This is a genomic window from Ralstonia pickettii (genome assembly GCF_000607165.1).
Classification (GTDB): domain Bacteria; phylum Pseudomonadota; class Gammaproteobacteria; order Burkholderiales; family Burkholderiaceae; genus Ralstonia; species Ralstonia holmesii.
In genome coordinates this window covers 1-14,069 of the sequence record NZ_JFZG01000010.1, presented here as the reverse complement: position 1 = coordinate 14,069, position 14,069 = coordinate 1, and the positions used below count along the sequence as shown (strand labels likewise).

At 63.0% G+C, this 14,069-nt stretch carries 19 protein-coding genes; 6 read left to right on the top strand and 13 right to left on the bottom strand.

Annotated features, from left to right (window positions below):
• Nucleotides 1-13: 13 nt before the first annotated feature.
• From BG83_RS0115320 to BG83_RS29545, 9 genes are all read right to left on the bottom strand, one after another.
• The gene (locus BG83_RS0115320) at nucleotides 14-1,147 is read right to left on the bottom strand and encodes a flagellar basal body P-ring protein FlgI (RefSeq protein WP_024977571.1); all 1,134 of its coding nucleotides are present in this window, start codon (nucleotides 1,145-1,147) and stop codon (nucleotides 14-16) included.
• 10 nt (nucleotides 1,148-1,157) lie between these two features.
• Complete coding sequence (locus BG83_RS0115315) at nucleotides 1,158-1,910, bottom strand: flagellar basal body L-ring protein FlgH (protein WP_024977570.1); 753 nt, start codon at nucleotides 1,908-1,910, stop codon at nucleotides 1,158-1,160.
• Nucleotides 1,911-1,942: 32 nt separating this feature from the next.
• Nucleotides 1,943-2,725, bottom strand: a complete 783-nt coding sequence (gene flgG / locus BG83_RS0115310; protein WP_009240010.1) for a flagellar basal-body rod protein FlgG — start codon at nucleotides 2,723-2,725, stop codon at nucleotides 1,943-1,945.
• A 40-nt stretch (nucleotides 2,726-2,765) separates the two neighbouring features.
• Nucleotides 2,766-3,503 carry a flagellar basal-body rod protein FlgF gene (flgF, locus tag BG83_RS0115305; protein ID WP_024977569.1) on the bottom strand — a complete coding sequence of 246 codons (738 nt, stop codon included), beginning with the start codon at nucleotides 3,501-3,503 and terminating at the stop codon, nucleotides 2,766-2,768.
• Between the two features lie 45 nt (nucleotides 3,504-3,548).
• Complete coding sequence (gene flgE / locus BG83_RS0115300; RefSeq protein WP_024977568.1) at nucleotides 3,549-4,757, bottom strand: flagellar hook protein FlgE; 1,209 nt, start codon at nucleotides 4,755-4,757, stop codon at nucleotides 3,549-3,551.
• Between the two features lie 54 nt (nucleotides 4,758-4,811).
• Nucleotides 4,812-5,468, bottom strand: a complete 657-nt coding sequence (locus BG83_RS0115295) for a flagellar hook assembly protein FlgD (protein WP_024977567.1) — start codon at nucleotides 5,466-5,468, stop codon at nucleotides 4,812-4,814.
• 28 nt (nucleotides 5,469-5,496) lie between these two features.
• Complete coding sequence (gene flgC, locus BG83_RS0115290; RefSeq protein ID WP_024977566.1) at nucleotides 5,497-5,904, bottom strand: flagellar basal body rod protein FlgC; 408 nt, start codon at nucleotides 5,902-5,904, stop codon at nucleotides 5,497-5,499.
• A gap of 199 nt (nucleotides 5,905-6,103) precedes the next feature.
• Nucleotides 6,104-6,559 (bottom strand): flagellar basal body rod protein FlgB, encoded by a 456-nt coding sequence (flgB, locus tag BG83_RS0115285; RefSeq protein WP_024977565.1) that lies wholly within the window; start codon nucleotides 6,557-6,559, stop codon nucleotides 6,104-6,106.
• 5 nt (nucleotides 6,560-6,564) lie between these two features.
• Nucleotides 6,565-6,729: a hypothetical protein gene (locus tag BG83_RS29545; protein ID WP_160169394.1), complete on the bottom strand. Its 165-nt coding sequence runs from the start codon at nucleotides 6,727-6,729 to the stop codon at nucleotides 6,565-6,567.
• A 251-nt stretch (nucleotides 6,730-6,980) separates the two neighbouring features.
• On the opposite strand from BG83_RS29545, the gene flgA reads away from it, so the two are divergent.
• The 4 genes from flgA (at nucleotide 6,981) to BG83_RS0115260 (ending at nucleotide 10,317) form a co-directional block, all read left to right on the top strand.
• Complete coding sequence (flgA, locus tag BG83_RS0115275) at nucleotides 6,981-7,838, top strand: flagellar basal body P-ring formation chaperone FlgA (RefSeq protein WP_024977564.1); 858 nt, start codon at nucleotides 6,981-6,983, stop codon at nucleotides 7,836-7,838.
• Nucleotides 7,839-7,959: 121 nt separating this feature from the next.
• Nucleotides 7,960-8,280, top strand: coding sequence for a flagellar biosynthesis anti-sigma factor FlgM (gene flgM / locus BG83_RS0115270; RefSeq protein WP_024977563.1), 321 nt, complete (start codon nucleotides 7,960-7,962; stop codon nucleotides 8,278-8,280).
• A 400-nt stretch (nucleotides 8,281-8,680) separates the two neighbouring features.
• On the top strand, nucleotides 8,681-9,142 hold the full coding sequence (locus BG83_RS0115265; protein ID WP_004631399.1) for a flagella synthesis protein FlgN: 462 nt from the start codon (nucleotides 8,681-8,683) through the stop codon (nucleotides 9,140-9,142).
• A gap of 458 nt (nucleotides 9,143-9,600) precedes the next feature.
• Nucleotides 9,601-10,317: a LuxR C-terminal-related transcriptional regulator gene (locus BG83_RS0115260; protein ID WP_080693687.1), complete on the top strand. Its 717-nt coding sequence runs from the start codon at nucleotides 9,601-9,603 to the stop codon at nucleotides 10,315-10,317.
• Nucleotides 10,318-10,442: 125 nt separating this feature from the next.
• On the opposite strand, the gene BG83_RS0115255 is transcribed toward BG83_RS0115260, so the two are convergent.
• From BG83_RS0115255 to BG83_RS29860, 4 genes are all read right to left on the bottom strand, one after another.
• Nucleotides 10,443-11,504, bottom strand: coding sequence for a porin (locus BG83_RS0115255; protein WP_024977561.1), 1,062 nt, complete (start codon nucleotides 11,502-11,504; stop codon nucleotides 10,443-10,445).
• A 258-nt stretch (nucleotides 11,505-11,762) separates the two neighbouring features.
• A complete protein-coding gene (locus BG83_RS0115250) occupies nucleotides 11,763-12,491 on the bottom strand; it encodes a GntR family transcriptional regulator (RefSeq protein ID WP_024977560.1) in 729 nt (242 codons plus the stop codon).
• A 110-nt stretch (nucleotides 12,492-12,601) separates the two neighbouring features.
• Entirely contained in the window at nucleotides 12,602-12,892 is a 291-nt protein-coding gene (locus tag BG83_RS0115245; RefSeq protein WP_024977559.1) for an H-NS family nucleoid-associated regulatory protein, read from the bottom strand.
• Between the two features lie 201 nt (nucleotides 12,893-13,093).
• Nucleotides 13,094-13,261, bottom strand: a complete 168-nt coding sequence (locus BG83_RS29860; protein WP_235193203.1) for a hypothetical protein — start codon at nucleotides 13,259-13,261, stop codon at nucleotides 13,094-13,096.
• Between the two features lie 102 nt (nucleotides 13,262-13,363).
• Here BG83_RS29860 and BG83_RS30045 point away from each other — a divergent pair, with 102 nt between their 5' ends.
• Both BG83_RS30045 and BG83_RS27840 read left to right on the top strand, forming a co-directional pair.
• Complete coding sequence (locus tag BG83_RS30045) at nucleotides 13,364-13,489, top strand: hypothetical protein (protein ID WP_268747346.1); 126 nt, start codon at nucleotides 13,364-13,366, stop codon at nucleotides 13,487-13,489.
• 369 nt (nucleotides 13,490-13,858) lie between these two features.
• The coding region (locus BG83_RS27840; protein ID WP_037031974.1) for a PAS domain-containing protein at nucleotides 13,859-14,069 on the top strand (211 nt) is incomplete at its 3' end.

Genomic DNA, 14,069 nt, shown 5'->3' with positions numbered 1-14,069 from the left:
GGCCTCCCCAGCGTCAGATGATTTCCAGATCGGCGCGCAGCGCATTGGCCGCCTTCATCGCCTGCAGGATCGAGATCAGGTCTTGCGGGTTGGCGCCAATCGCGTTGATGGCCTTGACCACGTCCGCCAGATTGGTGCCGCCCTTCACGTTGATAAGGCTGCCGCCTTGCTGCTTGACCTCGATGTTCGAGCGCGCTGCGGCCACCGTCTGCCCTTGCGAGAACGGCGCCGGCTGGCTCACGACCGGATCTGTGCTGATGGTGACCGACAGGCTGCCGTGCGCCACCGCGCAGGGCTCGAGCTTGACGAGCTGGTTCATGACCACCGAGCCCGTGCGGGCGTTGATCACCACACGTGCGGCGGCCAGCGCCGGCGTCACGTCAATGTTCTGCAGCTTGGCCAGGAAACCGACGCGGTCCGACGCCAGGGCCGGTGCGCGCACGTTGACCGTGCGGCCGTCCGCGGCTTGCGCCGTATCCGAGCCGAACTGCTTGTTGATGGCCGTGACGATGTTCTGCACGGTGCCGAAATCCGTCGTGCCGGTATCGAGCTGGATACTGCCCGCCTCGCCCACCGTGGCCTGCACAGCGCGCTCCACCGTGGCGCCATTGGCGATACGGCCAGCGCCGAGCTGGTTGATCTGCACCTTGCTGCCATTGGCAGATGCGCCCGCGCCGCCAATCACCACGTTGCCTTGTGCCAATGCGTAGAGCTGGCCATCCACGCCCTTGAGCGGCGTGAGCAGCAGCGTGCCACCACGCAGGCTCTTGGCGTTACCGATGGACGACACCGTCACGTCGATGGTCTGGCCTGGCCGCACAAAGGCAGGCAGCGTGGCCGTCACCACCACGGCGGCGGTGTTCTTGAGCTGGATGCTCGCGCCGGCCGGCACATTGATGCCGAACTGCGTGAGCATGTTGTTGAAGCTCTGGACCGTGAACGGGGTTTGTGTGGTCTGGTCGCCGCTGCCGTCCAGGCCGACGACAAGGCCGTAGCCGATCAGCGCGTTGTCGCGCACGCCGGCAACGGTGGTCAGATCCTTGATGCGATCCGCGTGTGCCGTTGTCGGAACAACCGCCGAGATTGCGCTCAGTGCCACCAGGGCCGCGCCAAGGGTTCGATACAACCTCGTTCGATGCAAAGTCATGGCAGATCCCTTAGAACGGTGACACGGTCAGGAAGAACCGCGACAGCCAGCCCATCTGCTGCGACTCGGCCACATAGCCCGTGCCGCGGTATTCCATGCGTGCGTCCGCCACCTGGGTGGACAGCACGGTGTTTTGATTGTTGACGGTGGTCGGGTTGACCACGCCGGAGAACTTGATCGACTCGGTGCCCTGGCCAACGGCCATCTGCTTCTCGCCGCTGACCACCAGGTTGCCGTTGCCCAGCACTTCCACCACGGTCACGGTAATCGTGGCCGTGAAGTTGTTCTGCGCACCGTTGGCGCCCTTGCTGTCGAACTTGTTGGCGTCGCTGGCCGACACACCCAGCAGCGAGAGCACGCCAGCGTTCATGCCGGCGAAGGTCGGCACCGAAGCGCTCATGCTGCCCGTGCGGTTGACGCTGCCGGAGGTCTGCTTGCTGGCCGCCGTGTTCTCGGTGATCACGATCGTGATCGTGTCGCCCACCATGTGGGCGCGGCGGTCTTCAAACATCCCGCGGAAACCACCACTGCCCGATGCCACTTCCTGGTAGATCGCCCCGTTCTGGCGCGGCGCCATCACCGGCATCGGTGGGCGCGCGGTTGTCGGACCCTGCACGATCGGGGCCGGCGGCGGCAGCATGCCGCACGCCGTAGCGAGCAAGGCGGCCGTGCCGAGCACGGCCAATCGAACGACTCGAACAGCAGACACAGCGCGGCCGCTGTGCTTGCCATTCTGGAGCGAGTAAACCGGGGGGGTATGCATCGCACTACATCCTCAAAAACTGCGCCGTCAGCTCAAAGCTGAGACAGCTTCTCCAGCATCTGGTCCGACGTCTGGACCGACTTGCTGTTGATCTCATACGCACGCTGCGTCTGGATCATGTTGACCATTTCTTCCACCACGTTCACGTTGGACGTTTCAACGTAGTTCTGATTGAGCGCGCCCACGCCATTCGAGCCCGGGTTGGCCAGGTTGGCCGTGCCCGACGCTTCGGTTTCGGCGTACAGGTTTTCGCCCATGCTGCGCAGGCCGGCCGGGTTGATGAAGTTGGCCAACTGGAACGTGCCCACCTGCGTGTTGTTGACCGTGCCCGGCGTGGTGACCGTCACAACGCCGTCCTTGCCGATGGTCAGGCTGGTGGCGTTCTGCGGCACCGTCACGGCCGGCTGCACCGGGTAACCACTCGAGGTCACGAGCTGCCCCTGCGCGTTGATCTGGAAGCTACCGTCACGCGTGTAGGCCAGCGTGCCGTCGGGCATCTGCACCTGGAAGAAGCCGTTGCCGTTGATGGCCACGTCGGTCGAGTTGCCCGTCTGCTGCAGGTTGCCCTGCGTGTGCAGACGCTCGGTGGCGACGATGCGCGTACCCGTACCGATCTGCATGCCCGAAGGCAGCGTGGTTTGCTGCGACGACTGCGCACCCGGCTCGCGCACGTTCTGATACAGCAAGTCTTCGAACACGGCGCGCGAGCGCTTGAAGCCCGTCGTGTTGACGTTCGCCAGGTTGTTCGAGATGACATCCAGCTGCGATTGCTGGGCGTCCATCCCGGTTTTGGAAATCCACAGGGAGCGAATCATGTTCGAGTCCTTGGTTGATTCAATTCATTGCGCCGGCCGTTCAGGCGTGGCGCAGCAGTTCATTGGCCGACTGGGCGTTCGTGTCGCTCGTGTGCAGCGACTTCATCTGCATTTCCAGTTGGCGCGAGATTTCGATCATGTTGACCAGCGAGTCGGTCAGGTTGACGTTGCTGCCCTCCAGCGCCCCGCCTGTCACACGAACTTTTTCATCCACATCGGCGTCCTGGCCGTCGCGCTGGCGGAACAGGCCGTCGGCGCCGCGGTCGATGTTCGACGGGTCGATGCTCACCAGCTTCAGACGGCCCAGCGACACGGGCGGCGTACGGCTGTCCGCGCTGATCGCGTTGACCGTGCCGTCCTTGGCAAACTGCACCGTGGTGTCGGGCGGCAGCGTGATCGGGCCGCCATCGCCCAGCACCGGCTGGCCGGAGAGCGTCTGGATCGTACCGTCAGGACCGAGCTGGAACGTACCGGCGCGGGTGTAAGCCTCGCCGCCATCGGGCGTCTGCACGGCAAAGAAGCCTTGCCCGTCGATGGCCACGTCCAGGCTGCGGCCCGTGGTCTCGATCGGGCCAGGCGCGAGGTCCGTACCGATAGCCGATGCCATCACATAGCTGCGCGTGGGCGAGCCATCGCCTTGCACACCCACCGTATGGAACGCGTCGATCTGCGCCTTGAAGCCGGTGGTGCTGGCGTTGGCGAGATTGTTGGCGCTGGCAGCCTGTTGATCGAACAGGTGCTTTACGCCAGTCATCGACACGTAGATCGAGCGGTCCATACGAGTGTCCTTGGTGTGCGGTCAGTCAGCTTCGGGCAACGACGATTACATCGTCACCAGGGTCTGCAGGATGGTGTCCTGCGTCTTGATGGTCTGCGCGTTGGCTTGATACGAGCGCTGGGCAATGATCATGTTGACCAGCTCGGCAGACAGGTCCACGTTGGATTGCTCCACCGCCGACGACTGCAGCAGGCCGAACGAACCCATGCCCGGCGTACCCAGGTTGGGGGCGCCCGAGTTGGACGTTTCCACCCACTGGTTGCCACCGATGTTCTGCAGACCTTCCGGCGACTTGAAGTTGGCCATGGCAACCTGGCCCAGCGTTGCCGTGCGGCCGTTGGAGTAGCGCGCGGTGACGGTGCCATCGGTACCGACCGCATAGCTGGCCAGGCGGCCGGTGGCGTAACCGTCTTGCGTCACGCCCGGGGCGGTGTCGTTGTAGCCGCCGCCGTACTGCGTGGTGCCCGTGAAATCCATGCTGGCGATGCTCATGCCGGGGAAGGCCGTGGCGATCTTGCTCGGCGTGGAAGTCAGCTGGCCGCTGCTGTTGAACGTGAGCGACGTCACCGGGTTGCCGCCGGTCGGGTTGTTGCCGTCCACTTGCGAGTACACATCCCAGCCTGCGGCGGTGCGCACGTAGTAGTTGGTCAGCATGTGGGCCGTGCCCGTGCCGTCGTACACCTGTTCCGAAACGGAGTGGTTGAACGTGGCCGAGTTGGTGGGCGAGAACGGCGTGGTGGTCGGCACCGTGGCGGCGGCATCCAGGTTCACGCCGAACGCGGTGTTGGTGGTGGCCAGCGGCGCCAGGTCGTTGACGGGAATCTTCAGGTTGGTCAGCACGGCCGTGTTGACCTTGCCGGTGGAGTCCACACCGTAGCCGGTCAGATTCTGGCCGGTGGCCGAGATGATGAAGCCGTTCTTGTCGGTCTGGAACTGGCCGTTACGCGTGTACGACACCTGGCCGCTGGACGGGTCGACCATGCGGTAGAAGCCCGTGCCGTTGATGGCGATGTCCAGCGGGTTGCCGGTGTTTGTCACGTTGCCCTGCGTGAACGACTGCGACACCTTGGTCACGCTCACGCCCTGGCCGATCTGGTTGTCGGACGCCCCCACCAGCGAGCGTGCGTACACGTCGCCAAACTCGGCGGTCGATTTCTTGTAGCCGACAGTGTTGGCGTTTGCCACGTTGCTGCCGATCACGTCGAGGTTTGCAGAGGCGGCGTCGAGACCGCTCAGGCCTTGCTGGAATCCCATAGTGTTCTCCCGTAGAAGATAAAAGCGCGGGGTCTGCCCGCAGTTGACCCGTAATTACTGAATCGATGCAACGTCGGACAGCTTGGCGGTTCCGCCAGACGCCAACACCAGCTGCATCGTGCCGTTGTTGATAGTGACGCCGGCCACCTTGTCGATGCCCAGCGCGTTACCCGTGACCACCTTCCCACCCTGCGTGGCCGACACCTTGATGGAATAGGCACCGTCGGCGAGCTGGTTGCCCTTGTCGTCCTTGCCGTTCCACGTGTAGTTGCCACTGCCGGCCGCCATCTGGCCGAGGTCGACGGTGCGCACCGCCACGCCCGCGGCGTTCGTGATCGTGACGACGACATCGTCGGCGCCGTTGGGCACCGAGACGCCGAAGTTGGCAGCGCCCGAGGCCAGCGTCAGATTGTTGGTCGGCACCTGCACGGTGCGGCCGATCATCGACGACGCCTGCGTTGTCGCGTTCTGCGTGAGCATGCTCGACATCGTGGTGTTCAACTGCTGGATACCGTTCACAGTGTTGATCTGCGCAAGCTGCGAGGTCATCTGCGAGTTGTCCATCGGGTTGAGCGGATCCTGGTTCTGCAACTGCGCAACGAGCAGCTTCATGAACGTGTTCTGCAGGTCGCCGCCGTTGGTGATGGCAAGCTGGTTGCCGGAGGTCGTGCTCGCGGCGCTGGTCGTGTTGGTTGTTGAGCTGACGGTCATGTTCGTGTCTCGCGATGAATAGAGCCGCTTACTGGCCCAGGGTCAGAGCCTTGGAGGCCATCGTCTTGGTGGTGTTGGCGACTTCCACGTTGGCCTGGTACGAGCGCGACGCAGAAATCATGTTGACCATTTCGTCCACCACATCGACGTTCGGCATGGTCACGTAGCCGTCGGCATCGGCCAGCGGGTTGCCCGGCTGGTGCATGCGCTTCATGGGGGTGACGGTGTCTTCGACCACGCGGTCGACCGACACGCCGGTGGCGTAGTCGTCAGACTCCTGCACGGGCGAGAACACCACTTGCTTGGCGCGGTACGCCTTGCCGTCCGGGCCCGTCACGCTTTCGGCGTTGGCCAGGTTGGAGGCGACCACGTTCATGCGCTTGGACTGCGCGGTGAGCGCGCTGCCCGCTACATCCATCACCTTGAATAGCGACATGTTGATTCCGATGTCTTCAAACACTGTTGCCGGCACTGCTGCCGGACCGTTCCGGTTGTTCTGTATGGCGGCTTGCTCCGGACCGATATTTCCCGGCCCGGAGCGCCACACAGTTCCCGCCCCTCTTTCGCCGCGCGTGATTGCTGCGCGGTCGTCTTAATGCCTGTCTGCTGCTCTTGCTGCTCTTGCTACGTCCGCGCTAGCTGTTCTGAATGGCCGCCAGCATCGACTTGATCTTCTGCGTCACGATGCTCAGATCGGCCTCGTAGCGCACGGTGTTATCGGCAAAGCGCATGCGCTCGCCATCCATGTCCACCGTATTGCCATCGATGGACGGCTGCTGCGACGTGCGGTACTGCACTTCGCCCTGCAGCGCCTTGGTCTGCTGCGACAGCGACGCCTGCATCAGCGACACATCGCCGGCCGGTGCGCCATCCACTGTCAGGTGGCCTGAAGCCGTTGCCGTCATCGGCAGGCTGTTACCGCTTTGCTGGCCGACCGCTTTCTGCAGCGCCGACTGAAAATCGAAGTCGCGCGCCTTGTAGTTGGGCGTATCGGCGTTGGCAATGTTCGAGGCCAGGATCTGGTGACGCTGCGAGCGCAAGTGCAGCGCCTGCTCCTGAAAACCGAACAACTGATCCAGCTTGTCGACCATGTCTGTCATTCCTTGCGCGTGGCGCCCTGGTTACTGCTGCCACCCGCCGGGGTTGCGTTCTGTATTGCGTGTTCCCTTCGGCCGGAGAACTCGGCATCAGCGGCCCCTTCAAAACCGCCGATGCCGTCTCCAAAACCGCTGAACCGCTTGTCTTGCTGAGTTGCCGTCATGCGACCTCAGTGGAAAAGACCTGTCTGCGAATCCGATATCTGGCCGAAGAACGAGCAACCTCGCCACCTACCGGGACAGGCTGTACGGCCAGGAACCGCACAACGCCAGGGACTTCACCACGTTGCAAAGTCTAGGGGCCGGTGTGCAAGACCATTCGTCCGAATAAGGGGGGGATTGGCCGACATTTCCGCATTTGGCGCTCGCGCACGCGTGGCTAAACTTCACCGGACTTTTGATGAAGGGGCTCTCCATGTCCACGCGGTTTGCACGCAGCGCGCACCACCCGACCCGACCTGCCGCCACGGCCATGCCGCTGGCTGGGCGCCAGCGCAAGCTGTTGTTGATCCTGGCGCTGGGCCTGCTGGCCAGCGTCGTGCACCCGATCCTGGCGCACGCACAGGGCATGGTGCGCGTCGGCTATCCGCCGGCCCAAGCCGTGCAACAGCCCGTGCAGCCCACCACCATCCAGGGGCCGAACGCCATCCAGATGCAGATTCAGCAACAACTGCAGTCGCAACTGGACATCCTTGGCGGCACGAATGAGACGGGAGCGCCACGTGCGTCGGTGGAAGTCGGACCGGTAGATGCCCGCGTGGCCAACCAGCCCTGTGACCAGATCGACCTGATGCTCCCGGCGGCGAACCGCCTGCGCGGCCGTGTACAAGTGGGCGTGCGCTGCCGTTCGCCGCATGCCTGGGCGGCCTGGGTGCCGGCCACGATCCAGATCACTGGGACGTATTACGTCGCCTCGCACCAGCTCCCGCCGGGCAAGACGCTCGACATGGGCGATCTGGAAGCCCGGACGGGCGATCTTTCGATGCTGCCGGCCTCGGTCGTGCAGCAGCCGGCCGATGTGGTGGGGCGTGTACTGCTCACCAGCGTGGCCGCCAACCAGCCGCTGCGCGCCGAAAGCCTGCGCCTGCCGGTTGCCGTACAGGCAGGCCAGACCGTCAAGCTCATCGCCGAGGGCGGGGGCTTCCAGGTCAGCAGCGACGGTCGCGCCTTGAACCAGGCGGCCGTGGGCCAGGTGGCGCAGGTGCGCACCGCCAACGGCAATGTCGTTTCCGGCATTGCACAGTCTGCTGGCGTCGTGGCGATCCAGTTTTAAGACAAAATTGATAACGACTGATCACTTTTAACCGTGATGCGTTATCGATACCTGCCGCTAAAGTTTGAGCCGGGGTTGGCCGTTATGGGTGATAGGATGAACGCGCTCTTCGGAGACACCCGTGAAAATCAACCATATCGTGAACAACACGCCGGCCGTTGCGCCGACCAAGGACGCTGCGTCCGGGTCGACGCGCGCGACCGGCTCGTCCCCGGCCGCTACGACGGCTTCGGGCACCACGCGCCACACCGGCGATTCGCCGTCGCTGTCGGTCCAACAAGTCTCGCGCCAAGTGGGCAGCGGCGACTTCGACGCGGCACGCGTCGAGCAGATCCGCAGTGCCATTCAGAACGGCACGCTCAAGATGGACGCCGGCAAGATCGCCGATGCGGCGCTTTCCGACGCGCAATCGCTGCTCTCCACGCGATCCAAGAAGGTCTGACGGGGCTTTCCCGTCGTCCGTCCCCTGTATTTTCTGACGCCGCCGGTCCGAGGGTTTCCGACCCTCGACTGATCGCGGCGGGGCGGCGTGCCGGCCGGCGGCTGCCCAAGCTTCCCAGCCTGAGGTTCAGGGCCTATTCCCGTATGAAACGTGTGCGCGCAATGTCGATACGGGCTGTAGGGCTAGGCGCGACCGGCGCCGCTTGGCCAGCCAAGCAAGTCGGTCGCAACGACGCCATGCGGCCCGTATCGTCATTGCCCTCCGGGTTGGCCCAAGCGGGGGCCATCTGCTTTGTCGGCGCGTCTTGCAAAGGGAATCACCCTTTGCGGCGACGCCCTTCGCGCATCTGGCCCCCGCTTGGGCCAACGCGCGCACGTTTCATACGGGAATAGGCCCTACCATGGACAACACACTGCTGATCCGCACCCTTGCCGACGAGCAGGAACTGCTGCGCGCAGCCACCCTCACCCTGGATGCCGAAGCGCAGGCGTTGCGCGACGGCGACATGGTCGAGCTCGAACGCATCACCCAGACCAAGCAGAAGCAACTCGCCGCGCTGGGCGAAGCCGACCGTGACCGCCGCCTGTGGTGGGCTCAGCACGGCGGCGCCGATCCGTACGGGCTGGTCAAATACCTGCGCACCGATGAAACCGCCAGCCGCCTGTTCGACGAAAACCTGGCCCTGGCCCGCCTGCTGCGCCAGCGCAACATCGACAACGGCACCCTGATCGACCTGCGCCTGCGCGCCACGCAAAACGCGCTGTCCGTCCTGCATGCTGCCAACAACGGCGGCGGCACACCCTACGGCCGCGACGGCAAGCAACCGCTGTCGATGCCACGCTTCTCGGTCGTCGCGCAATAAGCCACCACAACACGTTTTTTGGGTACAAAAGCCCCGCTTTACGCTTACGTCAATGGGCGTGAAGTGGGGCTAGCTGCTGCTGTCTGATCCTGCTATCTATAGGGGGGTCTAGCACACCACCGATCGGGGTAAACAAAAAGGTTTACATCCCATTGATGGGTGCAACAAGCATGCTGGGGATTTATTCTGCGATTTTGGCGGGGTTAATCCTCCGCGCCTGGCGACATAAACAAGAAAAACCGGAAGGAAATTGCGCCTGAATGGCGTGCCAAGGTTTCGGCCCGGCGGCACCGCACTGCGGTGACTGCCGGTTGAACGGGGAATATACCGAGACCGCACGCCAAAAGCATTTTCCACAAGCACGGCTGCATTGATTTTGGACCCAGTGGTCCAAAAAGGCGCGGCAACAAGCTGATTCCGGAAATGGGCAAACAAACCATAACCAGACAGGCGGCGCAGTGAAATCAATCGTAGTGGAGGCACACCCTTTGGTGCGTGCCGGCGCGACCCACGTGTTGCAATCCTTGCCGGCCATTACCGAAGTGGTCAGCGTCGAGCCGGACGAAGCCCTCTTTGAAAATCTCGCGGCGCATGCGGACGCCGAACTGGCCCTGATCGGCCTGCCCTTACCCGGCATCGACGATCTGCCGGCCCTCTCCCGGCTATTGCAACAGCCGCATCCCCGGCATGTCGCCGTACTCGGCGAAACCGATTCCGCTGCGCACGTGCGTACGCTGATGCAATTGAATGTCTCGGCATATCTGCTGAAAAGCTATTCCGGCAAATTGATTGCAGCGGCATTGGAACTGGTGCTCGCCGGCGGCCGTTATGTGCCGGCGTCGATCGTGCTGACACGGCCTGAAGCCATTGCGGCAGGTTCTGCCAACGGTAATGACGATGGCGCGTTGCTCGGCCTGACGCAGCGGCAATATGAGATTCTCGTCTTGCTCTCCCGCGGGCATCCGGTCAAAACCATCAGCCGCATGCTGAGCATTTCCGAGGCGACAACCAAGGCGCATATCAACGCGCTGTATCGCCGGCTGGAAGTGCGCAGCCGTACCGAGGCCGTCTTCGTTGCCACGCAGCGCGGCGCCATGCTGCTGAATCATCCGAACATTGGAGCGGAGGCCTCATCGCCGCTCTCGCCGCCGTTGCGCCTGGCCCGCACAGGCTGACGCCGCCGCCCTTTCGGCTTTTCCGCACAACAAAAAACGGCGCCCGGACTCCGGACGCCGTTGCAAATGCCCGCCCACGCTGTCGAAACGGGGGCGGTGACAAGGAAAAGCAGAACGCGAAAGGCTTAGAACTTTGCGCGGATGCCTACACCAAAGGTGTCGGCCGTCGACAGGTCCGACACCTTGTCGCGGAAGTACGCCGCATACACATCGGTGCGCTTGGACAGCGAATAGTCGTAGCCCACCGCCCAGGTGTTGCGCTTCACGTCAGCCGCACCCGAGGTCTTCGTGTAGGCATACGATGCCAGCACGGCGCCCGGGCCCACCGGAATCGACACGCCCAGCTGGCCGCCGTTGCTCTTCGCGTCGCCGGTGCTGATCGTGTTCTTGATGTACTGGTATTGGCCGTACAGCTTGACCACGCCAAAGTCATACGTGGCGCCCAACTGCCCCGCCGTCTGGCGCGAGAAGCCTGCCACCAGGCTGTTCAGATCGCCAGGCGCGCCGTCGTAGCGCACCTGCTGGAACGCCGCCGTGGCCGCAAAATTGCCGCGGAAGTACAGCAGGCTACCGCCCCACTTGTTCTGACCGTTGTGGCCGGCTTGCTCGCCCGCGCCGTAGATCAGGTTGGCCGTCAGGCCCCCCATGTCCGGCGTGGAATACATGATCGAGTTGTCCCAACCCGAATCCCCGACCAGACCCGAGATGCCCGCGGCGCCCGAACGGCCGTTGCCGAGGTAGGTGTGGAACACCATCGGCGAGAACGTGTACGAATCGATGAACGGGTTAAACAGGATCGTCGAAACGAAGTACGGCGGGGTGTTACGGCCGAGCTTGATCGAGCCCCAGCTGTTCGACTGCAGACCGACAAACGAATTACGTGCGAAGAAGTGGTCGCCATCAAAGCGGCCGGACTTGCCCGTATCGGGGCGGAAGAACGCTTCCAGGGTGAAGATCGCCTTCAGGCCATTGCCCAGATCTTCGCTGCCCTTCATGCCCCAGTACGACGTCGACATGCCGCCCGAATTGACACCCCAGGCGCGGTCCTGGCCCAGGTTCTTGGTGGCGCCCGCCCAGGCATCCACCTGGCCGTACAGCGTCACAGACGATTGGGCCTGCGCCGCGCCTGTGGTCAGGCCTGCGGCGGCGGCCAGCACGGCCAGCGAAAAACGTCGCTTGAGTTGCATTGTTGATTTCTCCCTCTTGGTTCCGATGTGTTGAATCGACTGAATCAGCGTTGAGGCGGCAGGTGGCTCAACCCGCTGCTGCTGAGATGGCGCCGTGAATGCAACAGCCGTGCCAATACGCTGTCGGCAAAGCGTCGCTTCACAAATAAATATGTTTTCTGGGGAAGGGGCGCAGACTAGCTTGAATACTTTAGGCGGACAAGTCCCCATCGCGGGGTGTGTGGCGCCGTTTCTGCACCGGTCTGGCGCAGTGCGCTTTCAGTCGTTTTGGAGCACGCGGATGTCGACTTCGCGCGTGTAGCGCTCAGGGGAAAAATCGCAGTAGGTGAGGGAGATCGGCACATCAGCCACGCTGTAGCCGATGCGTCGCACACGGACCAGCGGCACGCCGGCTTCCACGCCGAGCTGCGCGGCCTGGTGGGCATCGGCCACACAGGCCAGTGGCGCCTCGCGCGAGCGCGCGATGGTCAGATTGGCGCGCTGGAAGACCTGCACGAACAGGCGATCTTCAAAGTCGCGCGCCTCAAGCATCGCGGCCAACCGCGACGTCAGCCAAGTACGCAGCAGCATGATGGGTTGCCCCTCCACCTGGGCTCGGCGCTCGACAAACGCCACTTGCGCCCCCACCGCCAGGTCGAGCGCGGCGGCCACGGTCTCGTCGGCCAACTCCAATCGAAATGCGCTGACCGTATAGACGGCCCCCGGCACGTATTCCAGCGCAGCGTCGGACTGGCCTGGCGCGTACAGCACTGGCCGATGCGGCCCCACACGATCGAGCACCACGCTACGCTGCCCCCGCGAGCGCCGAAGCAGCCCGCGCGCCGCGAGTTCGTTCAGAGTCCGGCGCGCCGTCAAACGGGATACGCCGTAGCGCTGGGCGACTTCGTTCTCGCTGGGCGCGATGCTGCCCGCCGGCAAGGTTCCGTGCAGGATGTCGAGCCGAATGCGGTCGGCCAGTTCGAGGTATTTGGGCAGGCGGGGCGTCATGCCATTGTTATACAGGAACGATCATCACGCGCAGCAACGCAAATGGCCCACCGGGCGGGTGGGCCATTTGCGTTGCACGCTTGCGCGCGCGCCAGGCAGGGCCTGGAAGATCAGGCGATCAGGAATTTATCGCGGTTCTTGCCGATCCAGGCCGGGGCACGGCCGCGGCCGGACCACGTCGCGCCCGTCTTCGGGTCACGGTACTTGGCCGGCACCGGCGCCTTCGCACCAGCACGGCGGCCGCGACGCTGAGCCAAGCCCAGGTCTTCAGCCGTCAGGCCATATTCGACAACCGTCTGGCGCACTTGCTGGATAACCGCTTCCAGTTCCTTGGCACGCGCAGTTTCGATCTGCTCTTCGAGTTTGGCCTTTTGTGCAACCAATTCCTTGTATGTCGCCATATGCGCTCCCAATAAAGTCTGGTGTGAAATCTGGTGTGGACCAGATATTAGATCAATTGTATTCATAACTGAAATAAAATTTCAACGTTTTTGATCATGCCCCTTCAAACGCGCCACTAGGCCAAAAATCAACTCGTGGCACACCAGATGCCCAGGTTTCAACCCGAAAGCCAGATTGGCGCATCGGATTCGCGTGCGCGATCATGCAAGGCCGCAAGCCGGTATCGCGCTGCATTTCAGTGCCACCACCATAGCAAGCGCTGCCGGGTCCCGCAATTCCGGTTCTTGCTCCAAGCGGCAATCTGCGGCATCGCAGCAGTACAGCAAACGCAATATCAATTCATACGCAAGCTGCTGGATGCCGGGCATGCGATTGCACCGCGATTGCAACCGCAGTGGCATGTTCATTTGAGCGCCCGGTAAAACGATTCAATGCGCCACCTTTCTTGGTTGCAGCTGGATGAGACAACGATGAATTCGCCCTTGCCATGCCATTTTTACTATCTGCTTTTGGCCTTTGGCGCACTGATCGGCACCCTGTTTTTCGACGCCTCCCGTTTTCTTTCCGCAACGTTCAGTCGAACGGATCAGCGCTGATTTCAGCCTGACAATGGGAACATGCGTTTTGATGTGTGCAATCGGATTGGCACTGATGCATCGCTGGACCGATCGGTATTTCGCCGCGCACGAAGATGGGGATGGCTCGGATACTGAAATAGAACCGACTGCGGCCGAACCGGAGCAAACCGTTTTGAAACCCGCGCCGCAAACAAACTAGAGCGCGACCGGCAAGGCGAATTCTCGTGTGTTGTATCGGCCACAAACTAGGCTTTGCGCCGCGCACGACTTTTGCGCATCATGAAGAGCATTGCCCCGACTTCCGGAGCCGGCGCGTTCTCGCGGTCAGCCTGGCCAGAAGTTCATGCTGAGTGAGATGTCGGGCAATACCTCAGGTTGGAGCGTGGGATGCCAGACGAAATTTCCTACCCGTTGTCGGCGCAAAGCCTTCCGGTTCCGCTCTATGTGGTGCTCGAAGGCCGCATCGTCTTTGCCAATGCGGCCGGCGTTTGCATGGTGCGGGCGCTTTCGTCCGATCAACTGCTCGGCGAGCCCTTCTCGCGCTTCTTCCAGGACGTGCCCGCGTGGCTGGAGACGCATACCGGCGCAGACGCCGATT